The following is a 23,997-nucleotide window of genomic DNA, read 5'->3' as shown; positions in this document are numbered from 1 at the left end:
CTTTTAAACATCTACTTAAAATATACATGTGAAAGGAAAAATCATGCAAGTTACAGCTACTTTTTTTGGTTTTTCACCAGCTCACGATCACTACGGCTCAATCTCAAAAGAAAAAACCGGCCAGCATAGTTTGCTGACCGGTTAAAACCTTATCTTTTTCCTTTGATGTATGGCTGTCCGGATGCTTTAGGAGCATCTGCACGTCCAATGAAACCAGTTAATGCAATGATCGTCAGAACATAAGGAGCGATCAATAGGTAAACCGAAGGAATATCCTTGAAGAAGGGAAGGCTCGAGCCAACGATACTTAAACTTTGAGCCAAACCAAAGAATAACGCTGCACCCATTGCCCCGACCGGGTGCCATTTACCAAAAATCATGGCGGCAATGGCCATGAAACCTTGACCATTAATTGTCGCATGATTGAATTCATTCGAAAAGATGGTAGCATATATCGCTCCGCCTATACCTCCAAAAGCACCTGATAATAAAACAGCGGCATATCGGATTTTCGTAACATTGACACCCATCGTATCAGCAGCCATGGGATGCTCACCCACTGCACGGATCCTTAACCCGAAAGGTGTTTTATAAAGTACATACCAGACGACAAAGGATATAAGGATCGCTATATATACGATATAATATCCATTCGCGAAAAAGATGGGTCCTATAAATGGGATATCACTTAGTAAAGGAACATCAATCCTTGGGAATGTTTCCGTTATTCTATCAGTTTGACCTTTGTCAAAAATCAGCTTCACCAAAAACATGGTCAGACCCACTGCCAACAAGTTGATGGCTACCCCACTAACCGTTTGGTCCGCCCTGAATGTAATGCATGCCACGGCGTGCAGAATGGAAAACAGCAAGCCGGCAACCATTGCCGCTAGCACAGCAAGCCAAGGAGTCCATTCCCCAAAAACATCAGCAAACATTAAGTTAAAAACGATCCCTGTAAAGGCACCGATGACCATCAATCCTTCTAAACCGATGTTTATGACACCAGCCCGTTCAGATAACACTCCTCCAAGCGAAGTAAAAATAAGTGGTGCAGCTAGAGCAATCATAGATGGAATAATAATTTGTAATACTTGGTAAAAATCCACTTATTTCACCCCTTTCTTAAATCGAGCGGCAATCCAACGAATAAAATAACTGGATGCGACGAAGAAGATGATCAATGCTATGACAATATCTACAATTTCACTAGGTATGCCGGTTTCTAGCGGCATATTTAACGCCCCTGCTTTCAGTCCCCCAAATAATAAGGCTGCCAGCACTACACCAATAGCCGTATTAGCTCCTAGTAAGGCTACTGCAATCCCATCAAAGCCCATACCTGTGAACCCGCCTTTGACTGCAGCATAACCGAAAGTTCCAAGGCCTTCCATCGCACCCGCTAGCCCTGCAAACGCACCTGAAATAACCATGGAAAGTATGATGTTCTTATTTACACTCATCCCTGCATATTCGGACGCGTGCTGATTGAAACCTACCGCTTTCAGTTCAAAGCCGGTTTTTGTCCTTTCAAGAAGGAACCACATGATGATCACGCAAATAATCGCTACCACTATTCCCCAATGCATCCGGGAAAAATCCGTAATGCTTTCAAAAAAAGGAGACCGCAGTGATGCTGTATCAGCAACTCTTTCTGTTTTATCCAGCTTGTCAGTCATTACATTCCGAATTAAATAATTTGTCACATATAAAGCTGTATAATTCAACATGATCGAAACGATTACTTCATGTACACGGAACTTAGCTTTTAAATAACCAGGGATAAACGCCCACAAGGCACCTGCAGCTGCACCAGCTAATATGGCAAACGGCAAATGGATGATCCTTGGTAGATCAAAAGCGATTCCGACCCAAACTGCCGCCAGCCAGCCTACAATTAATTGCCCTTCTACACCGATATTGAATAGGCCCGTACGGAAAGCAAAAGCCACTGCCAAACCGGCAAGGATATAAGGGATGATTGTCCTGACGGATTCCCCTACATAATAAGAATCCCCAATAATTCCATTTATCATGGAGCCATAGCCGGCAACAGGATCATAGCCGCTTACTAACATGATTATGGCCCCAACGACTAAGCCGAGGATAACTGCTATTAACGGACTCGTTAATTTAGATAAATACTTAGACATTTTGTTTTCCCCCTGCTACCGTCCGTTTACTGCCAGCCATAAGAAGGCCAAGCTCCTGTTCAGTCGTTTCTTTCGGATCGACTATTGCGACGATTTCCCCTTCGTATATAACGGCAATTCTATCGCTCACATTCATGATTTCTTCCAATTCAAATGATATGAGGAGTACCGCTTTTCCTGCATCACGCTGTTCAATCAGACGTTTATGGATAAACTCGATCGCCCCGACATCAAGCCCGCGTGTCGGCTGTGCGGCTATCAATAAATCCGGGTTCCTATCAACTTCCCGTCCAATGATCGCTTTTTGCTGATTCCCTCCAGAAAGCGCCCTTGCCGGGGTATATTCACTCGGAGTGCGAACATCGTAACTTTTGATCAGTGAACGGGCCTTTTCAAAAATTTTCTTTGAGTTCAAGATACCAGCTTTTGAAAAAGGCTTTTGATAATAGGTTTGCAAGACAATATTTTCCCCAATGCTGTAATCAAGAACCAAACCATGCTTATGTCTGTCTTCTGGAATATGGCCGACACCTGCTTCAGTGATTTTACGCGGCTTCAGATTCCTGATTTCTTTTCCATTTAGCTTTATCGAACCTGCGGTTGTCTTCCTTAGGCCAGCCAATGCTTCAATTAGTTCGGATTGTCCATTCCCATCCACACCGGCGATACCGACGATTTCTCCTGCACGGACAGTTAAATCCAAGTTCCGAACAGCTGAAACGCCCCGGGAATCCTTGACTTCCAGTTCCCGGACCTCGAGAACTACATCCGAAGGAATAGCTGCCGTTTTTTCCGTCTTGAACAGAACTTCCCTACCAACCATTAAACTGGCCAATTCGTTAGGATTCGTTTCGTTGACATTCACTGTACCAATTCCTTGGCCTTTGCGTATTACCGTTACCCGGTCACAAACCTCCATGATTTCCTTAAGTTTGTGTGTAATTAAAATGATGGATTTCCCCTCTTTGATAAGGGCTTTCATAATATAAATCAATTCCTTGATTTCTTGAGGAGTCAATACAGCGGTCGGCTCATCAAAAATCAATATCTCCGCACCACGGTATAGCGTTTTAAGAATCTCGACACGCTGCTGCATCCCTATTGATATATCGGCAATTTTCGCATAGGGGTCAACACGAAGCTGATATTGTTCCGATAGTTTCCTAACTTCCTCGCTCGCTTCTTTTAAATCGATTTTACCCGCTTTTGATGGTTCTTTTCCTAAAATGATATTTTCTGTTACTGTAAAGGGGTCTACGAGCATAAAATGCTGATGGACCATCCCAATTCCTAAATCATTGGCAATGTTAGGACTGGTAATCTTGACTGGCTTGCCATTCACACGGATTTCTCCCTGTTCAGGCTGATATAAGCCGAATAAGACATTCATCAAAGTGGATTTGCCCGCGCCATTTTCACCTAATAATGCGTGAATCTCCCCTTTTTTAACCTGAAGGGTAACGTTATCATTTGCGACGATGCCGGGGAATTCCTTACGGATATTAAGCATCTCAATTACATATTCCACGTATTATCAACTCCTAAAATGAGTGTAAATATTCTTAAATCATATAATTGCTTCTACTAGCTTATTGATTTTTTTAAAAAAACCAAATGAAAAACTACGATTCTATCATAGTTTTTCATTCGATATTTTTCAGATGCAAAGAGCAATTGGGAAAAGAAAGAATAGAGGGCAATTCGCCTCCCTATTCTTTCTGGCATTACAGCTTATAAACCAAGTTTTTTGAATTCTTCATCCGTGCCCGGAACTACGAATTCACCTGATTTAATTTTTTCTGTCCACTCTTCGACCGCTTTTAAAGATTCTTCTGTTACATTATCTTTTGTATCGGAAATGCCTACACCATTTTCTTCGATACCGTACTCAATTACTTTTCCGCCTGGGAAGTTTCCTTCTTTCGCTTTTTCGGAAAGGTCTTTAACTGCCACGTCAACACGTTTTAGCATGGAAGTAAGTGTGATGTTGTCGTCAGTTCCAGGAACTGCCCCTAATTTAGCTTGGTCGCTATCTACACCGATAACATAGATTTCTCTCTTAGGATCTTTTTGCTTTTGCTCGACTGCTTCAGTGAATACACCTTTTCCAGTTCCGCCAGCAGCATGATAAATGATATCGATACCTGAAGAATACATGGAGCCTGCTGTGGATTTACCGATATCAGCTTTATTGAAATCTCCGGCATATTTAACTTCAACTTTCGCATCCGGATTTACAGATAAAACCCCAGCCTTAAAGCCAACTTCGAATTTCTTGATTAATTCAGATTCAACTCCGCCGATAAAACCGACCTTGTTTGTTTTCGTTTGCAGACCGGCAATTACACCTACAAGGAATGAACCTTGCTGCTCTTTAAAATTAATGCTGGCTACATTCTTTTTATCTACAACTGTATCAACGATAGCAAAGTGTGAGTCCGGACGTTGGTCGGCCACTTCACCAACAGCTTCGGCTAAAAGAAAACCGATACCATAGATTAGTTGGTAATCTTCACGTACAAGCGTATTCAGGTTTTTAGCGTAATCTGCATCAGATTTAGATTGCAGGTAGTTGTAGCCATCCTTACCTTTTTCCAGACCATTATCCTTACCGAATTCCTGAATGCCCTTCCAAGCGGATTGGTTGAACGACTCGTCATCCACGCCGCCAGTATCAGTTACCATTGCAACAGTGAAGTTATCTTTGTTTTTCCCATTTGAAGATTCTTTATCATCATTCTCTGAATTACCACATGCTCCTAGTAGCGTACCGGCTGCAAGAACAAGTGAAAGAGCTAGTCCTAATTTGCGCTTTTTCAATTTTTATCCCCCTAGTTTTACTTAGTTTTTTTGAGCAGGAATGTTCTGAAAAGTCATTTATGTTTGCGTTTTCACTTCTCGTTAATTTTTTTTGCATCCGCTTGATCGACTTTTTCGGAATCGAAACAAACGCTTGCATTCACCCGTCTGCAGAGTCAAGACCTACACACGTTTACGAAGAACATGAAAGCTGAACATATTGGCTTTAAAGTAGTTTACAGAATACAGGATAGGCTGGTCCCAATCATCCAGATGCATCTGCTTTAGAACGAGTAGTGCGGCTTCTGGCGAGCATTTAAGGATAGGAGAAACTTTCTCATGATATCCAATAGGCTCAATCTCTGCTACGGCATGCGTAATTTTTCGATGCGCATCTCTTTCCAAAATATCTAAAAGAGACTCATCATTACGGTCAAAATTTTCTGATAGTATAGATTCAGGAATTTTGTCAATACAGTAGACAACTGGCTCCCCATTCGCAGTCCTTACTCGTTCGATGATGACGATGCGTTCATCTGTCGAACACGAAAACCTGCGTATATCCTCTTCTGTAGGTTCTTGGGCCGTCGAGCTTAAGAAAATCGTACCCGGTTTCATTCCTGCCTCTTCAATCATGTTCGTGACACTTTTTAATTGCTCGATACCTGAAGTGAACCGAGGTTTCGGATTGACGAAAGTCCCAACTCCATGGCGGCGAATGATGATGTTTTCTTCTTCTAAAATTCGCAGCGCTTCTCGAAGTGTCGCCCTACTCACTCCCAATTTTTTTGCAAGATCGAATTCTGAAGGGAATTTTTCATTTTCCTGATAGACTCCAGCTTCAATATCCTGCTTCAGGTAATCAATGACCTGCAAATATAAATGTCGACTATCTGATTTTATTGACATACAGTTTCCCCCAGCTAATTTCTTAAGACATCAGACCTCTGATGTTGAATCATTCCTACTAATCGAAAATAATATAACATTTTTTTTGACATAAATAAATAGTGTTTTACTATTTACTTTAAAAGAATTTAGGAGAAATTACCCTTCCCTGTGTCTTTCAATCTAGATGAGGCCGCGGAATTTGCACGATAATTCTCCTAAATCAGATAAATTTTTTTTGAAAATGCAAAATGAATGCAGCTCTGTTCAAGATGTTGTTTTCCTGTATAATAGGATTTATCTTCTTTGAAGGGATGTACACAAGATGTTAAAGATTACAGAATACACGATCGAAAAATTGAATGATCCATTTGGTATTTTGTCCGGGGAACGTTACGAGTTGTTCCTGGATATTGAAGTGCCTGAAGAGGATGAGCTCTTTTCAGAAAATGGTTTATATATCCGGGTGCTTTTTGCAGTGGAAGAGCAAGTAGGAAAATTGATTAAATATGATATTTTTGAAAAAGGTAATGAGGGCGCACTCGAATTCGATTTAGAAGAAGATGAAGAAGCGATGATTACCGACTTCTGCCTTAAACATTTAGACGAGGCGATGAATAATTAAAAAACCGGGCTGCTGCCCGGTTTTTTTTACCTATGATGAATGCGCTTCATCCTGTTCATCTTTAGTGACCAACACATTTCGTGGTTTACTGCCTTCATATGGACCGACAATTCCCCTCGCTTCCATTTCATCAATCAATCTCGCTGCCCGCGTATAGCCAATCCGGAAACGGCGCTGCAGCATGGAAACCGAAGCAGTCTGCATTTCTACTATCAAGGACACGGCATCCCCATATAAATCATCTTCGACTTCACCATTTGAAGTTTCTGCAATTTCATCGGGTATCATCTCTTCGCTGTATTGTGCTTTTTGCTGTGAAATGACATATGTGACAACTTCCTCGACTTCATTGTCGGATAAAAAGGCACCTTGGACGCGAACCGGTTTTGAAGCTCCTGCTGGCAGGAAGAGCATGTCACCCCGGCCTAACAGTTTTTCAGCTCCGCCCATGTCGAGGATCGTTCTCGAATCGGTCATTGATGAGACACTAAAAGCAATCCGGGATGGGATGTTCGCTTTAATGACCCCTGTAATTACATCGACGGATGGCCGCTGAGTGGCAATTATCAAGTGGATGCCCGCGGCACGTGCCATTTGTGCAAGCCGTGTGATGGCATCCTCTACATCATTTGAGGCGACCATCATCAAATCCGCCAGCTCATCGACAATGACTACGATATAAGGCAAGAGCGGTTGTTTGGCATCTTCTTCGATGTTATACCGGTTAATATAATCATTGTAGCCTTCAATATTACGCGTACCGGAATGAGAAAATAGCTCATAGCGCCTTTCCATTTCACTGACCACTTTTTGCAAAGCCTGTGCAGCTTTCTTTGGATTTGTCACTACAGGTGCAAGTAAGTGGGGAATTCCATTATAGACATTCAGCTCCACCATTTTTGGATCGATCATCATCATTTTCACTTCATGCGGTTTTGCCCGCATCAGGATACTCGTGATAATCCCGTTGATACAAACGGATTTCCCGCTGCCAGTAGCACCAGCCACTAGTAAATGCGGCATTTTATTGAGCTCCGCCTTAACCGCTTCACCGGAAATATTCCGCCCTAGGCCTATTTGCAGTTTTGCGTCAGGCTTGTCAACTTCCTTGGCCTCTAAAACTTCCCTTAATGACACCATTGCCACTTCCGAGTTGGGCACTTCTATCCCGATTGCCGATTTTCCGGGAATCGGGGCTTCGATCCTAATATCCTTTGCGGCAAGTGCAAGGGCCAAGTCATCGGATAGGCTGACAATTTTACTTACCTTCACCCCTACGTCCGGATGAACTTCGTATTTGGTTACGGCTGGGCCTAAATGAACTTGAGTGACCCTCGCTTTCACTCCAAAGCTATGAAAAGTGCGCTCAAGCTTAGCCGCATTTTCATGGATCAATTGGTATTCTCCGCTTTGATCCGTTTTTTTGGGCTGTAATAGTAAAGAAAGAGGCGGTAAAAGATATTCTTTATTCTCCACTTCCGTAAAATTCATAGGCGGGACGGCATCATCCTGGTCCTCTTTATTATCAGCTGCAGGTTCCGTGACGACCGGAATTATTTCGTCTTCGTCGCTATAGGCTTTATCAGCAAAGCTGGAAATAATCCGCTCCGTCGCCATTTGCTCTGTATCCTCTTCTTGAAGAAGGGGCTGATCCGTTTCTTCCACCGGGTCTTTTTCCCGTTTCTTCTTTTTAACCGGATTCTTTTTCTTTTCTTTTTTGTCTTCATTCCACGTCCTCATATCATCTCTGAATGCAGACCATTGCTTTTTGAAAAAGCCGCCAAGACCCATGAAAAACTTCCCGAGGGTTTCACCTAACGTTTTCCCTGTCAATAGGACGGCACCTACAATGATAAAAAGGAATGAAACGATTTTCGATCCAGCTTCGTCGAATAAAAAGTATGAGGCTGCAAATAATATCGCTCCAATCATACCGCCCCCAAGGTCCTTTGTGCTGGCCTTGCCGGTCACTTCCATCCAGAATAGTTCCCATGTATTCGAAATGACGCTGGGCTTCGTGAACGGTCCTCCATCTGCAAGCATGTTGAACAGCGTCACATGACTCAGTAGGAGCATGCTCGCAACAAGGAAGTACATCCCCACCAATTGCCGTTTCAACAGGTACGGGACCTCTCTCTTTATCATCAAATAGAACCCAGCTGCAATTGCTCCCAACAAAAAGAGGATATACCATTCCCCCATGAAGAAGCGGATTAAAAAGACCGTCCCATTTCCCACTGCTCCAAGCTTGGCAATGGCAATTATGGCCAAACCTATTATAGTGAGGCCAATCAATTCATATTTAAGCGTTAGTTTTAACTTCTCTGTACTATTCTTTTTTCTGCGTTTCTTCTTTGCCATAATATCACCTGATTCTTCATGAAACTATTCTAACTTTCCTATTCAACATCACTACATGATTTCCCTTCACGAAACAAACGTTCGCTACTGATTATACCAAATAAATATGACCTTGTCCTTGATATATGTACCATTCATTCTTAAGGCGGACATTTTTCCCATATAATGAATAAAGCAGCCAAGCGGCTGCTGATTTTCATTCCAGTATATCATAATTTACCTCAGTTAGTCGTTTTTACTAATGGTTCATATGTTCGAACACATTTATGACAGCTCCCGGCTGAATGTGTACATTCATATAATCTTCAGGATCGGTGCTGACGATTCGGTCAATGCGAAACGTACGGCCACCGTCAAGTTCAACCATCACATGGACACCATTGTAGATCATTTCTATTAAATTTGCCGTCTTCTCATGGTGATGAGGGAAAATTATTTCTTCAGGAACGATCGTATAAAGCGTCATTGCAGAAGCCCCTCCTCTTCCCCGGCAATTTTTGGCCTTCTTTCTTCCATGAAGCTATTTAGTTTTCTCATTGCCTGGCCCACTCCTCCTACATCATCGATCATACCGATTTCAACTGCCTCGGCCCCGATAACATTCGTACCGATATCACGGGTCAAGTTTCCTTTGGCAAACATTAAATCCTTAAAACTTTCTTCCGTAACGTTGGAGTGGCGAGTAACAAATTTAATGACTCTTTCCTGCATTTTATCCAAGTATTCAAAGGTTTGAGGCACGCCAATGACTAGCCCTGTCAAACGAATTGGATGAATCGTCATCGTTGCTGTTTCTGCTATATAGCTATGGTCACACGAAACCGCAATCGGCACACCGATCGAGTGCCCTCCCCCAAGTACAATCGAGACGGATGGCTTTGATAGGGAAGCCAGCATTTCTGCGATTGCCAGTCCCGCTTCGACATCTCCTCCGACTGTATTTAATATGACAAGCAGTCCCTCTATATTGGGATTTTGTTCAATTGCCACAATTTGCGGAATAACATGTTCATATTTGGTCGTTTTATTTTGAGGCGGCAGCTGCATATGTCCTTCAATTTGTCCAATGATCGTCAAACAATGGATTTTTGAGTCCTGAGATAGTTGCGGAACATTGGTAGCCCCCAGCTGCTGGATCTTTTCGATTAAAGTTGAATTCTTACCTTCCTGCTTGCCTTCATTTTCATTTGGTAATGGTGCATTATCCACTATGCCAACCCCTTTCTCTTATAGCCTATAGCTTTATTATGTCTCGAGTCTCGGACTTCATTCTTCAAGATATAAGAGGTTTGAAACAGAAAAAGAACCCCTGACTGTTAAATCAGGGGTTCCTTACTTAATATTCCATGATGATCGGTAAAATCATTGGACGGCGTTTCGTTTTTTCATAGAAGAATTGGTTTAACGCATCACGCATTTCCTGCTTCAGCGTGGACCAATCAAATGGTTGGCGCGACCCATTTTTCTTTACGATTTCACTTACAATTTCAGTTGCTTCGCCAATCATTTTCTCTGATTCGCGAACATATACGAAGCCCCTTGAAATGATTTCAGGGCCTGCTGCAATGCTTTTATCCTGACGGTTCAACGTGACCACTACAATCAAAATGCCATCCTGGGATAACAAGCGCCGATCACGAAGTACGATATTACCCACATCTCCAACACCACTGCCATCTATCAAGATATTTCCTGCAGAGACTTTCCCGGAAAGGCCCATTTTATTGCCCTTAAGTTCGATGACATCACCTTTTTCGGCAATGATGATGTTTTCCCGCTTAATCCCCGCTGCAATCCCAACTTTTTGATGGGCATATAAATGGCGGTATTCCCCATGTACAGGGATGAGGAATTTAGGATTCATCAAATTGATCATCATTTTCAGTTCTTCCTGGCTGCCATGCCCTGTTACGTGCACTTTATATTTATTAGCAGATACCACTTCAGCACCTACCCTGTATAGTAAATCGACGGTTTTGGATAAAATAAGTTCACCGCCCTGTAGCGGTGATGCACTGATCAAAACGGTGTCTCCCTTTTTGATCGTTACCTGCTTGTGCGTCTGTTTTGCCATTTTTTGAAGTGCCGCAATGGGTTCGCCCTGATGACCTGTCGATAACACGACGATTTCACGGTCGTCATACTGGCCTATTTCATTAATTGGGATTATCAGCTCTTCTTCGACCTTTAAGTAGCCGAGGTTCAATGCTGTTTCATAAACGCGTTGCAGGCTTTTCCCGACAACTGCCACTTTTCTGCGACTTGCTGCCGCTGCATTGAAAACATGTTGAATCCGGTTGATATTCGAAGCGAAGCACGCAACAATGATCCTTCCGGAGGCAGCATGAAATACCTCTGTAATATCTTTGGCCACAACTGCTTCTGATGTCGTATAACCTGGCCTCTCGGCTCCAGTACTATCCGAAAGCAAGCATAGGACACCTTCTTCACCGATACTGGCCATTTTACCGATTTCCGGTTTATATAGATCTGTTGCTGCTTGATCGAATTTGAAATCCCCTGTATAAACGATTGCACCTTCACGAGTGTGGATCACGACTCCGACGGAATCGGGAATACTATGGTTTGTCCGGAAAAAAGACACGGCTGCTTGAGGGAAACTTAAAAGAGAATCCGAATCGATTTCTGTGAATGTCGCCCTGCCGTTAAAGCCATCTTCCTTTAATTTCGTTTTGATTAAAGCAAGAGTAAGCTTTGTTCCATAAACAGGGACCGGTAAATATTTCAAGACATAAGCAAGCGCTCCCATATGGTCTTCATGACCATGGGAAATAAATATCCCCTGCACACGTTCCTTATTATCCATCAAATACGTAATATCAGGGATAACCGCATCGATTCCGAGCATTTCATCTTCTGGCAGCATTAACCCTGCATCAAGAAGATAGATGTCCTCGTTCACCTCAACGACGTACATATTTTTACCAAGTTCCCCTTGTCCTCCAAGAGAAATCACTTTTATTCCATTATTTTTATCTTTACCCAATCGAATATCCTCCTTAAAAAATCCCGTTCATAATTTCCCAATGATTTCATTATAACCGATGTTCAAAAAACATGACAACACTTACCATTTTCAGAGGGACTTTTTCATTTAATCCAATAAAACAACCTATTATGTAAGAGATCCTTTGTACTTTTATCCAGTCTCGATTGATCATAAAAAAATTTAAATATTTTCATCCGAAATCGGAAAGTTATCCCATTCATATACATCATTATGTAAAAACAAGCCAATCTTCAACGATCAGCTTGTTCTTTGTCTTTTTATTTTTTTAATACCTTGGTTAATGCAAGTCGCTCCTGCTCAGTCAACGGCACGATTGGAAGTCTCACCGATCCAACGTCAATTCCATATAACTGAAGCGCTGTTTTGACAGGTGCAGGGCTTGGCGCTGCAAACAAACCTTTTATAAGCGGTATCAGTTCCTGATGCAGCCTGGCTGCCTCTTTCAAGTTCCCGCTGATGAAGGCCTCCACTATTTTCTGCAACTCATTACCTGCAATATGTGAAGCAACCGAGACTACACCCACACCACCAATCGCCAATACTGGGAGTGTTAAAGCGTCGTCCCCACTATATAATGCAAAATCTTCATCCGTGCCTGCTATGATTTGGGTCATAGCGTTTAAATCCCCGCTCGCTTCCTTAACGGCTACGATATTAGGAATTTTTGAAAGGCGGATGATCGTTTCCGGTTCAATGTTAACCGAAGCGCGCCCAGGGATATTGTAAACCATAACAGGGAGAGTCGTACTAGCTGCAATAGCCTTAAAATGCTGGTACAGACCTTCTTGATTGGTTTTACTATAATACGGGGCAACCAGCATTATCGCATCGGCGCCATTTTGTTCCGCTTTTTTTGTCAACTCGATGGACGCATACGTATTGTTGCTTCCTGTACCCATGATGATGGGCACACGTTTTTCAACAACCTTAGAAACATGACGCAATAATGCAATTTTCTCCTCCGAAGATAAAGTTGGAGACTCCCCTGTCGTTCCCGAAAGCACAAGCGAATCTGTTCCATTAGCTATTAAGTAATTAACCAATGAAGTCGTCTTTTGAAAATCAACATTTCCCTTGCTATCGAAAGGGGTGACCATTGCGGTTGATACTCTACCAAATATCATTATCTAACACCTCTTTAATTTTTAAAACCTTTATTTATTAAAAAACCTGATTATTGGACTTCCCTTTCATGCAATTGAAACGCATAGTGCAGGGAATTAACAGCTTCTATTAAATCTTCCTCTTTTACGAGTACCCAAATTGTCGTATGGCTGTCCGCTGACTGGAGAATGGCAATTTCCTTTTCGGAAAGCGCTGTGACAATCTTCGCTGCAACGCCTGGCACTCCATTGATGCCTGCACCGACTACTGAAACCTTGGCACAATTGCGTTCAATGACCGGTTCATGACCAAGCTCGGCCAAAATCGAGAGGGCAAGTTCTGTCATCTCCTCGGAAACGGTATAAACTACGCCACTTGGATATATATTTATAAAGTCCACTGAAATGGAGGCATTGGCCATTGCTTTGAAAACTTCTGCCTGTAGATTATATTGATCTTTTTTCGCACGGACCTTGATTTGAGTGATCTTTGGTACATGGGCAATCCCGGTCACGAGCCTTTCACGTATGTCGCTGCCCTGGCTTCCCTTGTTCATGCTTGTAACAAGTGTTCCCAAGCCTTCGCTGTAAGTTGACCTTATCCGAATCGGGACTTTCGCCTGCATCGCAATTTCAACAGCTCTCGGATGAATGACCTTCGCCCCTTGATATGCCATATTGCAAACTTCCGTATATGAAACGATTGACAATGGACGAGCTTGGTCGGCAATACGTGGATCTGCCGTCATGATTCCTTCCACATCCGTAAAAATATCGACCCGTTCAGCTTGCAAAGCCGCACCTAATGCTGCGGCTGATGTATCACTTCCACCACGGCCGATGGTCGTGATGTCCCCGTTTTTAGCCGCTCCCTGGAAACCTGCTACAACGACAACATCCTTCACCTCAAGTTCTTTCATGAGACGGTCGCATTTCATTTCAATAATTTTCGCACTTGAATAGTCGGTATTCGTCAAGAATCCCGCTTGGGCTCCAGTATATGCGACCGCATCAATACCATGTTCCAAGAGCATGTTCGTAAATACGACTGATGATATCGTTTCCCCTACTGACATAAGTAAATCCTGTTCTCGTTTTGAAAGGCAGGCTTTCGCTCCATTTACCAGGGAAAGTAAGGTATCCGTTGCATAAGGATCGCCTTTTCTTCCCATTGCTGAAACCACAACCACCACTTTATAGCCTTCTTTAATCGCATTTTCAATATGCCCCTTGGCGAATGAACGGCTTTCCTCATCACGAACGGATGTCCCACCGTATTTCTGGACGATAATTTTCATAATATGCACCCCAAATATAAGCCAGCTTCCCAATCCGGGAAGCTGACAAAAACTCTCTATCCTATTGGAATTTAATTTTCTGTCGAGTTCATTAAGAATAAAATTTTTACTTAACGGTAACCAAACCTAATTTCAAAAGGCTCTCAGCAATTTGAACGGAATTCCAAGCTGCTCCTTTTAATAGATTATCGGAAACCACCCATAAATGGAAGCCTTTATCTTCATCCAAATCTTTGCGTATCCGACCGACGAATACATCATTCTTGCCGACGGATGAAGCAGGCGTAGGGTAAACTTGTTGTTCCGGTTCATCTTCTAACACTATTCCAGGTGCCGTTTTCATTAAATCTTTGATTTGAGAAGCCGCTATGCCTTCTTTTTCAACTTCAATGTATACAGATTCCGAATGACCTGTTACAACAGGAAGCCTCACGCAAGTTGCAGCCACTGGAAGGTTTTGCATATGCATGATTTTCTTTGTTTCATTAATCATTTTCATCTCTTCGAACGTGTACCCGTTATCTTGGAATTTATCGATTTGGGGAATGACGTTAAATGCGATTTGATAATGCTTTTCGTCCCCTTTTACCGGTAAAATTTTCGGATCTATTTCTTTTTCATCAAGCAAGTCGCGAGCTTGTTCCTTTAATTCATTTATCGCAGCTGCACCTGCACCCGAAACAGCCTGATAGGTAGAAACAACAATTTTTGATAAGCCGTATGTCTTGCGAATAGGTTCCAATGCCACAACCATTTGGATAGTTGAACAATTCGGATTTGCAATGATCCCATTATGCTGTTTCAAGTCTTCCTCATTTACTTCAGGAACGACTAGCGGCACATTTTCATCCATGCGGAATGCGCTTGTATTATCGACTACTATCGCACCGCGTTTCACTGCTTCTGGAGCCAATTCCTTAGACACGCTTCCTCCAGCACTGAATAAAGCTATATCGATGCCTTCAAAGCTTTCAGGTTTTGCTTCCTGCACTTCGATTTCTTCGCCCTTAAACGTAAGTTTGATTCCTGCGGAACGAGCCGATGATAAAAAGATGATTTTCTTAATCGGTAAGTCCCTCTGTTCGAGTGTTGAAATCATTTGTTGTCCTACTGCTCCAGTTGCTCCCACAACTGCAATACGCAATCCCTGTGTCTCAGTCATTTATACATACTCCTTTTCTATCTCTTAAATTAGTTATTTATTGGATTTACTACTTCTTTTTCAGAATATCATTTATTTTAACACATTAACATTCCAAAGGGTCGCACTTTAACAAAATATTCTGGTAGTGGAGTGGTTTTTTATAACTTCAACCTACAAATTTATGCATATATGTCAGTCGTTAGAAAGCTGGTTTGAGGCAGAAATACTTGTTCAGACTAAATCATCCTTGAACCTTTCGACGATGACAGGTTGAATCTGTTCCCTTTCCAGTGCCGCTATGATCGTATCCCTTATCATGCTCATCCTTGCAACCATGGAACTTGGTTTGCCTTTGGGATTATCCTGGCCATATGGAACGAAATAAATATCTTTAGCTGCCATCAGCCTCATTAGATTGACACCATTTAACCCAAGTGCATCATTAGTTGATATTGCGACCACGACTGGACGGTGATTTCTCATCGTCGCTTTTGCAGCCATAAGTACTGGCGAATCGGTAAGTGCATTTGCCATTTTACTCATTGAGTTACCCGTTAAAGGAGCGATCACCATGCAATCAAGTGGCAACTTAGGTCCTAAAGGCTCTGCTTTGACGATTGTATCAACGACATGGTTCCCCGTCAATTTTTCTATTCTTTCGACCCAATCCTCTCCCTTTCCAAAACGGGTTTCCGTGTTTTGGACAGTCGATGTTACGATTGGAATGACTTCCGCACCTTCATTTACAAGTTTTTCTATTTCCGGAAACACTTCATCATATGTGCAATGTGATCCTGTTAATCCGAAACCAATACGTTTCCCTTTGAGACTCATATCATTTTCCCCTTCCTTTTCAAGAACTCGCCTTGAATCAATAGTCCCAGTGCATTCGCTAATATCTGACCAGCTGTTTTCGGGGCAACTATACCCGGTAGGCTCGGTGCCAACAGCGCCTTAATTCCCCTTTTTTCAGCGTAACGAAAATCCGTTCCCCCCGGTTTTGAAGCAAGGTCGATGATTAATGTATGAACGGGCATATTGGCTATAACTTTTGCGGTAATTATCGGAAAAGGAATCGTATTGATACATATATCAACATCCTTCATTTCTGCAGCGAGTTCATTTAAATGAAAAGGGGCTAATGCCATTTCACTGATTCTCGCAATATCTTCGCTTTTTCTTGCCCCCACCTTCACTTTTGCTCCAAGTGCATGGAATGACCGGGCTACACTCATTCCGACCCTTCCCAGTCCGAGAACGGCTACATTCGATCCATGGATAGTAAAATCCGTATGTTGAATGGCCATCATGATTGCACCCTCAACAGTGGGAATCGAATTATAAATAGCCACATCATCACGTTCGAACAATAGAACGAGTTTGCGATCCACTTTCTTGAATATCTCATTAAGGTAGTCGTTACTGATTCCTGCATAAAAAATGCAATGTGCCGGGGTATTTTTTATCATTTCTTCAGTCAAAACAACCTCTTCACTGGAAAAGATCGTTTCTACTTTCCCATCTGAATCCGTGCCCCGGACAGGTAAAATAACTGAATCTAATTCCTTGAAGTTTATATCTTCCATTTTTTCCTTAACCGCTCCGGTAAAAGCATGGTCGAGCTGTTCAAAACCTACCAATAATAGCTTTGCATCAAGCTCCGTCAGTTTACGGACAACTTCAAGCTGACGCGCATCTCCACCAATTACAGCGATTTGCATGCCTGTGAGCATTAAAACCGTCACCTTCTTTATATAAAAGATCCTAAACATTCCTTGCCTCATGATATACAATTCCTTCAGGAAGCAATTCGGTTTTTGCTACATTCTCTAGTTACCCTGCCATCTTATGTTTTCACTTAAAAAACGGTGATAAGAAAAGAAAAAACGCCATAGCTATTGCCAGCTAAGGCGTTTTCGAGCTTGCATTCCGAGAAGTTCAAGGAGCCTGACACGAGCGCGATCATCCGTCCATATGCTCTCCGTCTTTATGTGAAAGTCCTTCCTGGAAATCAATGATGACCATATCCGCACCGATTTTTTTTATATGTTCCCAAGGAACTCTTATTTCACTGCCATTCCTTAAAAGACCGAACCATTTGACAGATGGGATGATCAATGAGGTAATTTGTCCAGTTTCATCTATTTCCAAATCGGTCTGACCAAGGATCCCTAATCTCTCCGCCCTATTCACATCGACTATTTCCTTACCGCTCAATTCGCTCAACCTCAAATTTGGTTCCCCCTTTTTCGCCTTCTATTCAATCTATATCCGAAAAAGGTAAACTTAGAAGGCATTTGTCCAAATATTGTCCATAACATTGGACCCTCCTGCATTCAAAGAAAAAAAGCCTGACCTCCCATTAATTAAAGGAAGGTGCAGACTTGTTCGTCATTATTTATCCCAGTTTTCCAGCGGGCTCACTAATGACAAGGAATGTTCCGTAAAGATCTGGTTTGCCAATTCATTGACGGTATCCTCCGTCACCGCGTCAATCTTGATGATGATATCATCAAGGGAACGGTGCTCACCCAACATCAGCTCATTTTTTCCGTTCCGGCTCATGCGGCTATTCGTGCTTTCAAGGCTAAGCATCAAGCTGCCTTTAAGTTGCTCTTTACTATTCCGTAATTCCTTTTCCGTAATGCCATCCCTCTTTAAAGTATCCAGTGTTTCCTGAATGGTTTCATACAGGCTGTCAAGCTGATTTGTGCCTGTCCCCCCATATACTGTCACCATACCGCTATCTTGATAGCTGGAATGATAGGAATAAACGGAATAGGCAAGGCCTCGTTGCTCCCTGACGTCCTGGAATAGGCGGCTGCTCATGCTTCCTCCAAGAATATTATTCAAGGTAATCAGGCTGTATGTTTTATCATTGCCAATTTCCAACCCTTTGTAACCAAGGCATAAGTGGGCTTGTTCCGTATCTTTTTTACGGGTGATCCTATTTTCATGGAAGGAAGGCTTGACCAATTCAAGACGATCTTCCCCTCCTTGATACGAGCCAAAGTAGCTTTCGACTTCCTTAATCATTTTTTCATCTACATTCCCAGCAATGGATACAACTACTTTATCGGGTGTATACATGTCATGGACGTATTTTTTTAATGTATCACTATTGAACGTTTCAAGCGTATTTTCCGTGCCAAGTATCGGATAGCCAAGGGGATGATTTTCATATACCGCCTTGCTTAAGAGGTCATGGACAATGTCATCTGGTGTGTCTTCGTACATTTTGATTTCTTCGTAGACGACATTTTTTTCTTTTTTCAATTCTTCCCCATCAAATGTTGAGTTGAAGAACATATCAGCAAGGATTTCAAGCGCATAGCTTGCATGGTTATCCATTACTTTAGCATAATAGCATGTATACTCTTTTGAAGTGAATGCATTCACCTGTCCGCCAATACTATCGAATGACTCGGCAATTTCACGCGCATTTCTCGTAGTTGTCCCTTTGAAGAACATATGCTCCAAGAAATGTGAAACCCCATTCAATTCCGGTGTTTCATTTCTTGAACCTGTTTTGATCCAAACTCCAATTGCTGCAGAGCGTACAGTTGGAATATTTTCCAATACAATTCGAACTCCATTTTGACACGTGTATTTCTTAATCAACTAACATTCCTCCCAATCATTCTATGCTGCTATCGTAACCAATACATTATGGATTCGATCGCTCTTCATCTACTGCTTCCGAAACGGTAACAACATCTAAGTCTTTCTTTTTTATTTCAATTATTAACGTTTCCAATGATTTTGCAGTAGATTCCGTCGGATGCATCAATATAAATGCTCCGGGGTGTACCTTAGAAAGCACTCTTTGTTGAAGGACTTCAGGGCTTGGCTTTTGCCAGTCGATTGTATCCACACTCCACATGACGGTCTCCATACCGAAAGAATCCGCTATTTTCACCGTTTCGTCCCGATAGCTTCCACTTGGTGGTGCGAACCATTTCATTTTCAAACCTGTCACAGCTTCAATGACTTCGTTCGTTTTTCGAATTTCCTCACGTGTAGCTTGTGCGGATATGTTTTTCATATCGGGATGTGAATAAGAATGATTTCCAATTTCGTGCCCGCCACCCTTAATCATCTTGGCCAAATCTGGGTTTTTCTTGGTCCAATTACCTTCAAGGAAAAATGTGGCCTTGACATTATTCTTTTTTAACACGGCCAACATATCTTGTAAGAATTCATTCCCCCAGGCCACATTGATTAAAAATGATACCACTGGCTTTTCGGGATGGGCCCGGTATATGGGAGCCGGATCCAGATCCTCCATATGTATCTTTGCAGGAACCTGCTGAAACACCAGCTTATCCTTATCGAACACGCCCTCCTTCTTCATGGCTTTATACGAATCATCAATATTTACCTTCAGGCCGTTATATGCAGGAACGGTTTTCCAGACAGAATCTATTCGTGCATCCTGTGGTGCAATCTCATATTTTTTTGTTGATTCTTTTATTTGTAAAAGAAGCTCGTCTTCTTGCTTCATTGATGCAACTGAATCATCGGTTAATTGGGTCAAATAAATTTGTGTATATGGATTTTGCACTAATAACCATGATATACCTGCAATGGCACTTATCGCAACTATCTGCTTCCATTTATTATTCATTTTTTACGCCCCCTTCATACCAAAATGTATGAAGAAAACGGACAAGGTAGAACATGACATCCTTTTAACGCCATTCACACTATGGATATTCCCATACTTTTAAACAAAAAAAGCATGCAGATTCACAAGGAACTGCATGCCGGATTTACATTATTCATTACGATTGAGTAGGGTTGGCTGCCTCTTTTTGCTCTTTCAAGACCGCTTTACGGGAAAGGTTTACCCTTCCTTGCTTATCGATCTCAGTAACTTTGACCAATAATTCATCGCCAAGTGAAACGACATCTTCCACTTTTCCGACTCTTTCTTCAGCCAGTTCAGAAATATGTACCAAACCGTCTTTACCGTTGAAGATTTCAACGAAGGCACCGAACTTTTCGATACGTTTAACTTTACCTAAGTATAGTTCGCCCACTACGACTTCACGTACGATATCCTCAATGATTTTCTTCGCTTTTTGAATCATTGGTTCATCAGTAGAAGATATGAATACCGTTCCATCTTGTTCGATGTCGATTTTCACGCCAGTTTCTTCAATGATTTTGTTGATATGTTTTCCGCTCGGTCCAATCACATCACGGATCTTATCCGGATTTATGGACATTGTAACGATTTTTGGAGCATATTTGGATAGCTGCTCACGCGGTTGATTGATTGTTGATATCATTGATTCCAAAATATGCATCCGGCCATGTTTGGCTTGAAGTAAAGCTTCTTCAAGAATCTCTCTTGAAAGACCCTCAATCTTAATATCCATTTGTAGGGCAGTAACACCTTTTGAAGTACCTGCGACTTTAAAGTCCATGTCTCCCAGATGGTCTTCCATACCTTGAATATCCGTTAAGATTGTATAGTGCTCACCTGACTTGACAAGACCCATGGCAATACCGGCAACTGGAGCTTTCAATGGAACACCTGCATCCATCATTGCCAAAGTGCTTGCACAGATACTTGCTTGTGATGTTGAACCGTTTGATTCAAGCACTTCAGAAACAAGCCTGATTGTATAAGGGAAGTCTTTATCGTTTGGAATAACAGGCTCCAATGCCCTTTCACCAAGTGCACCATGACCGATTTCACGGCGTCCTGCCCCACGGATAGGGCCAGTTTCACCGACACTGAAATGCGGGAAGTTATAGTGGTGCATAAAACGTTTTGACTCTTCGGTTCCAAGTCCGTCCAGAATCTGCACATCACCAAGTGCACCTAATGTACAGATGGATAGAGCTTGGGTTTGTCCGCGTGTGAACAATCCGGAACCATGTGTACGTGGCAGAATGGTAACTTCTGATGATAATGGTCTGATTTCGTCAGGATTACGGCCATCCGGACGCACTTTTTCTTCCGTGATTAAACGGCGGACTTCGGATTTGACCAATTTATTCAGGATTTCTTTGATCTGCTTTAATTTCTCTTCATCAGTTTCTTCCTCATAATGACCCAATACACGATCTTTTACTTCTTTGATCGCGTCTTCACGAGCATGTTTTTCCTGAACTTGTACAGCTTTGTTCAAGTCTGCTTCACATAGGCCTTTCACTTCTGCTTCCAGTTCTGCATCCACTTGATATAAAGTGACCTGCATTTTTTCCTTGCCGATTTCAGCAACGATTTTCTCTTGGAATGCAATGATCTTCTTGATTTCATCATGTCCAAACATGATTGCTTCAAGCATCGTTTCCTCTGGTACTTCATTTGCTCCGGCTTCAACCATGTTGATAGCATCTTTTGTGCCGGCAACCGTCAGATTGATGTCACTTTCAGCTAGTTGGTCGACAGTAGGGTTAATAATGAATTCATTATTGATCCTCCCCACTACAACTCCGGCAATTGGACCTTCGAACGGAATATCGGAAACTGAAAGTGCAAGTGAAGAACCTAGCATAGCTGCCATTTCCGTAGAACAATCTTGATCGACACTCATGACCATGCTGATGATCTGAACATCATTCCTGAAGCCGTCGGCGAAAAGCGGACGGATTGGACGGTCAATCAAGCGGCTTGCAAGAATTGCCCTTTCACTCGGTCGTCCTTCACGTTTAATGAAGCCTCCCGGAATTTTACCGACTGCATAAAGTCTTTCTTCGTAGTTGACTGTCAAAGGGAAAAAGTCGACATTTCTAGGTTCCTTCGAAGCCGTTGCTGTACTTAATACAGCAGTTTCTCCATAACGGACTAATACTGCCCCGTTCGCTTGTTTGGCCAATTGCCCTATCTCTACCGTTACATTACGGCCGGCCCAGTCAAATGAATACGTATGTTTTTCCTGTCCCATTTATTAAACCCCTCTCTGAATCTTCACTTAGAGGCTTAGTTTACCTAAACCTGTATTGGATAAATCATTTATATGTGAAAAGTAACTGAACTCGAGTTAAAACCAAACTATTCCTATTATGCACGAAAAAAACAAGCATTAACAGTAAAATGAATAAAAATTTCATTCATTTGATTATGTATATCCCGATCATTTATAAATGGAAAAGGACCCGGCTCCTGCCGAGTCCCAAGGACGAAGGCCCAGCCTTAAGTAGAATACGTCCAAATCATTTGATTAACATCAAAAAAGCGGGAAATTTCCCGCCTTCCTGAAAAAATTATCTACGTAGACCTAATTTGTTAATTAGTGTACGGTAACGAGTAACGTCTTTGTTACGTAGGTAAGTTAAAAGATTACGACGTTTACCTACCATTTTTAGAAGACCGCGACGTGAATGGTGGTCTTTTTTGTGTGTGCGTAAGTGACCGTTCAAGTTGTTGATTTCTTCTGTTAATACTGCGATTTGAACTTCTGGAGAACCAGTGTCAGTATCGTGAGTTCTGAACTCAGCGATAAGTTCGTTTTTGCGTACTTGTGTAATTGCCATGTTATTATTCCTCCTAAAATTCTGTAAAATCACCTATTACCGAGCCAGCGTCGGAGTCTCGACTAGCCAAGCAATGGTTATTTTCATACATACAATAGAATACATGTTTTTCATTAAAATTGCAAGTCTTGTCTTTTTATCCTTCAAGCTTTGCAAAATAGGCTATGGCATTTTGCTTATCCGTTTCGATCTGAGCGACCAATGCTTCAAGTCCGGAAAATTTCTGCTCACTCCGAAGTCTTGTATGCCATTCAACCGAGACCTGGTTGCCATAAATATCACCCGAGAACTCCAAGGCATGAACCTCTACAGTCGGATATTTAGGTTTTTCTTCGTGGAATGTAGGTTTGTAGCCGACATTGCAAACCCCTTTATACCATTTACCGCTTATTTTGATCCTGACGGCATATACGCCGGCAGCAGGAAAAATATAATCATCACCCACTTCAATATTAGCGGTGGGGAAACCCAATTTCCTGCCCCGCTTTTCACCGTGAACGACATGACCTTTCGTTAAATAGCGGCGGCCAGCCAAATGATAGAAGTCGGTAAAGCTGCCATCACCGAGAGTTTCCCTGATTCTCGTCGAGCTAACCTTTTCATCTTCAATTGTCTGTTTTGCGACGACTGTCTGTGAAAATCTGCCCTGTGCATAAACAGGCAAATCATCCATCGATCCTTGACCATAGCGACCGTAGGAATAATCAAAGCCTGCAACTACGTGACGGACATTCAGCCCGGCAATGTATTCGTCAACGAACCGTTCCGGCAGTACCGAAGCAAATTCCTTGCTGAAATGGACAATGAATAAATAATCTATCTCCATCGACTCTATGATATCCACTTTATCTTCAAGTGGAGTGATATAGCGGATATTTTCCGTTTTCCTACCCAGTACTGCAGAAGGATGCGGGTCAAATGTCATTACTGCTGACTTAAGATTCATTTCATCGGCTTTTTGCTTGGCGGTCTGAATAACAATCTGATGACCTTTATGTATACCATCAAAAAATCCAAGCGCCATTACAAGCTCGGGAAAATCATCCGAATTAAATTGATGAGGATGCTCTATTGCGATCACTTTCACCTTTCAATCTCCTCTTT

At 42.2% G+C, this 23,997-nt stretch carries 21 protein-coding genes; 1 reads left to right on the top strand and 20 read right to left on the bottom strand.

Going from position 1 to position 23,997, the window contains the following annotated elements:
* Positions 1–149: 149 nt before the first annotated feature.
* The 5 genes from ABOA58_RS09215 to ABOA58_RS09195 form a co-directional block, all read right to left on the bottom strand.
* Entirely contained in the window at positions 150–1,109 is a 960-nt protein-coding gene (locus ABOA58_RS09215) for an ABC transporter permease (protein WP_350302041.1), read from the bottom strand.
* Positions 1,110–2,153: an ABC transporter permease gene (locus tag ABOA58_RS09210; protein ID WP_101224696.1), complete on the bottom strand. Its 1,044-nt coding sequence runs from the start codon at positions 2,151–2,153 to the stop codon at positions 1,110–1,112. It lies immediately after the preceding gene.
* Positions 2,146–3,681 carry an ABC transporter ATP-binding protein gene (locus tag ABOA58_RS09205; protein ID WP_350302040.1) on the bottom strand — a complete coding sequence of 512 codons (1,536 nt, stop codon included), beginning with the start codon at positions 3,679–3,681 and terminating at the stop codon, positions 2,146–2,148. Before ABOA58_RS09205 ends, ABOA58_RS09210 begins: the two co-directional genes overlap by 8 nt.
* A 203-nt stretch (positions 3,682–3,884) precedes the next feature.
* On the bottom strand, positions 3,885–4,973 hold the full coding sequence (locus tag ABOA58_RS09200) for a BMP family lipoprotein (protein WP_350302039.1): 1,089 nt from the start codon (positions 4,971–4,973) through the stop codon (positions 3,885–3,887).
* Positions 4,974–5,135: 162 nt separating this feature from the next.
* Positions 5,136–5,861, bottom strand: a complete 726-nt coding sequence (locus ABOA58_RS09195; RefSeq protein WP_101224693.1) for a GntR family transcriptional regulator — start codon at positions 5,859–5,861, stop codon at positions 5,136–5,138.
* A 304-nt stretch (positions 5,862–6,165) separates the two neighbouring features.
* On the opposite strand from ABOA58_RS09195, the gene ABOA58_RS09190 reads away from it, so the two are divergent.
* Positions 6,166–6,465, top strand: coding sequence for a DUF6509 family protein (locus ABOA58_RS09190; protein ID WP_350302038.1), 300 nt, complete (start codon positions 6,166–6,168; stop codon positions 6,463–6,465).
* Positions 6,466–6,495: 30 nt separating this feature from the next.
* On the opposite strand, the gene ABOA58_RS09185 is transcribed toward ABOA58_RS09190, so the two are convergent.
* From ABOA58_RS09185 to ribF, 15 genes are all read right to left on the bottom strand, one after another.
* On the bottom strand, positions 6,496–8,826 hold the full coding sequence (locus ABOA58_RS09185; protein ID WP_350302037.1) for a DNA translocase FtsK: 2,331 nt from the start codon (positions 8,824–8,826) through the stop codon (positions 6,496–6,498).
* Positions 8,827–9,064: 238 nt separating this feature from the next.
* On the bottom strand, positions 9,065–9,292 hold the full coding sequence (locus ABOA58_RS09180) for a YlzJ-like family protein (RefSeq protein ID WP_350302036.1): 228 nt from the start codon (positions 9,290–9,292) through the stop codon (positions 9,065–9,067).
* Positions 9,289–10,035 carry a ClpP family protease gene (locus ABOA58_RS09175; RefSeq protein WP_034313566.1) on the bottom strand — a complete coding sequence of 249 codons (747 nt, stop codon included), beginning with the start codon at positions 10,033–10,035 and terminating at the stop codon, positions 9,289–9,291. Before ABOA58_RS09175 ends, ABOA58_RS09180 begins: the two co-directional genes overlap by 4 nt.
* A gap of 127 nt (positions 10,036–10,162) precedes the next feature.
* The gene (locus ABOA58_RS09170) at positions 10,163–11,833 is read right to left on the bottom strand and encodes a ribonuclease J (protein ID WP_350302035.1); all 1,671 of its coding nucleotides are present in this window, start codon (positions 11,831–11,833) and stop codon (positions 10,163–10,165) included.
* A gap of 281 nt (positions 11,834–12,114) precedes the next feature.
* Positions 12,115–12,984 carry a 4-hydroxy-tetrahydrodipicolinate synthase gene (gene dapA, locus ABOA58_RS09165; RefSeq protein ID WP_350302828.1) on the bottom strand — a complete coding sequence of 290 codons (870 nt, stop codon included), beginning with the start codon at positions 12,982–12,984 and terminating at the stop codon, positions 12,115–12,117.
* 47 nt (positions 12,985–13,031) lie between these two features.
* Positions 13,032–14,258 (bottom strand): aspartate kinase, encoded by a 1,227-nt coding sequence (gene dapG, locus ABOA58_RS09160; protein ID WP_137019708.1) that lies wholly within the window; start codon positions 14,256–14,258, stop codon positions 13,032–13,034.
* 106 nt (positions 14,259–14,364) lie between these two features.
* On the bottom strand, positions 14,365–15,420 hold the full coding sequence (gene asd, locus ABOA58_RS09155; RefSeq protein ID WP_350302034.1) for an aspartate-semialdehyde dehydrogenase: 1,056 nt from the start codon (positions 15,418–15,420) through the stop codon (positions 14,365–14,367).
* 213 nt (positions 15,421–15,633) lie between these two features.
* The gene (locus ABOA58_RS09150; RefSeq protein ID WP_101224686.1) at positions 15,634–16,236 is read right to left on the bottom strand and encodes a dipicolinate synthase subunit B; all 603 of its coding nucleotides are present in this window, start codon (positions 16,234–16,236) and stop codon (positions 15,634–15,636) included.
* Entirely contained in the window at positions 16,233–17,135 is a 903-nt protein-coding gene (gene dpaA, locus ABOA58_RS09145) for a dipicolinic acid synthetase subunit A (RefSeq protein ID WP_230177688.1), read from the bottom strand. Before dpaA ends, ABOA58_RS09150 begins: the two co-directional genes overlap by 4 nt.
* A 229-nt stretch (positions 17,136–17,364) precedes the next feature.
* Complete coding sequence (locus tag ABOA58_RS09140; protein ID WP_350302033.1) at positions 17,365–17,634, bottom strand: YlmC/YmxH family sporulation protein; 270 nt, start codon at positions 17,632–17,634, stop codon at positions 17,365–17,367.
* Positions 17,635–17,796: 162 nt separating this feature from the next.
* Entirely contained in the window at positions 17,797–19,023 is a 1,227-nt protein-coding gene (locus tag ABOA58_RS09135) for a M16 family metallopeptidase (RefSeq protein ID WP_350302032.1), read from the bottom strand.
* Between the two features lie 46 nt (positions 19,024–19,069).
* Positions 19,070–20,029: a polysaccharide deacetylase family protein gene (locus ABOA58_RS09130; protein WP_350302031.1), complete on the bottom strand. Its 960-nt coding sequence runs from the start codon at positions 20,027–20,029 to the stop codon at positions 19,070–19,072.
* Between the two features lie 157 nt (positions 20,030–20,186).
* Positions 20,187–22,304, bottom strand: a complete 2,118-nt coding sequence (gene pnp, locus ABOA58_RS09125) for a polyribonucleotide nucleotidyltransferase (RefSeq protein ID WP_350302030.1) — start codon at positions 22,302–22,304, stop codon at positions 20,187–20,189.
* Positions 22,305–22,623: 319 nt separating this feature from the next.
* Complete coding sequence (gene rpsO, locus ABOA58_RS09120; RefSeq protein ID WP_053345367.1) at positions 22,624–22,893, bottom strand: 30S ribosomal protein S15; 270 nt, start codon at positions 22,891–22,893, stop codon at positions 22,624–22,626.
* A 136-nt stretch (positions 22,894–23,029) separates the two neighbouring features.
* Positions 23,030–23,980, bottom strand: a complete 951-nt coding sequence (gene ribF, locus ABOA58_RS09115) for a bifunctional riboflavin kinase/FAD synthetase (protein ID WP_350302029.1) — start codon at positions 23,978–23,980, stop codon at positions 23,030–23,032.
* Positions 23,981–23,997: the final 17 nt, after the last annotated feature.

Origin of the sequence: Peribacillus frigoritolerans (assembly GCF_040250305.1) — a bacterium.
Classification (GTDB): Bacteria; Bacillota; Bacilli; order Bacillales; family DSM-1321; genus Peribacillus.
The sequence above is the reverse complement of the archived record's forward strand: the minus strand, read 5'-3'. Positions and strand labels throughout refer to the sequence as shown.

Coding starts and splice junctions, on each gene's coding strand:
- ABOA58_RS09150 (WP_101224686.1), bottom strand. CDS start 16,236: ATGAGTCTCAAAGGGAAACGTATTGGTTTCGGATTAACAGGATCACAT.
- ABOA58_RS09185 (WP_350302037.1), bottom strand. CDS start 8,826: ATGGCAAAGAAGAAACGCAGAAAAAAGAATAGTACAGAGAAGTTAAAA.
- ABOA58_RS09180 (WP_350302036.1), bottom strand. CDS start 9,292: ATGACGCTTTATACGATCGTTCCTGAAGAAATAATTTTCCCTCATCAC.
- ABOA58_RS09130 (WP_350302031.1), bottom strand. CDS start 20,029: ATGAATAATAAATGGAAGCAGATAGTTGCGATAAGTGCCATTGCAGGT.
- pnp (WP_350302030.1), bottom strand. CDS start 22,304: ATGGGACAGGAAAAACATACGTATTCATTTGACTGGGCCGGCCGTAAT.
- dpaA (WP_230177688.1), bottom strand. CDS start 17,135: ATGCTCACAGGCATGCAAATCGCTGTAATTGGTGGAGATGCGCGTCAG.
- dapG (WP_137019708.1), bottom strand. CDS start 14,258: ATGAAAATTATCGTCCAGAAATACGGTGGGACATCCGTTCGTGATGAG.
- ABOA58_RS09210 (WP_101224696.1), bottom strand. CDS start 2,153: ATGTCTAAGTATTTATCTAAATTAACGAGTCCGTTAATAGCAGTTATC.
- ABOA58_RS09190 (WP_350302038.1), top strand. CDS start 6,166: ATGTTAAAGATTACAGAATACACGATCGAAAAATTGAATGATCCATTT.
- ABOA58_RS09195 (WP_101224693.1), bottom strand. CDS start 5,861: ATGTCAATAAAATCAGATAGTCGACATTTATATTTGCAGGTCATTGAT.
- rpsO (WP_053345367.1), bottom strand. CDS start 22,893: ATGGCAATTACACAAGTACGCAAAAACGAACTTATCGCTGAGTTCAGA.
- asd (WP_350302034.1), bottom strand. CDS start 15,420: ATGACTGAGACACAGGGATTGCGTATTGCAGTTGTGGGAGCAACTGGA.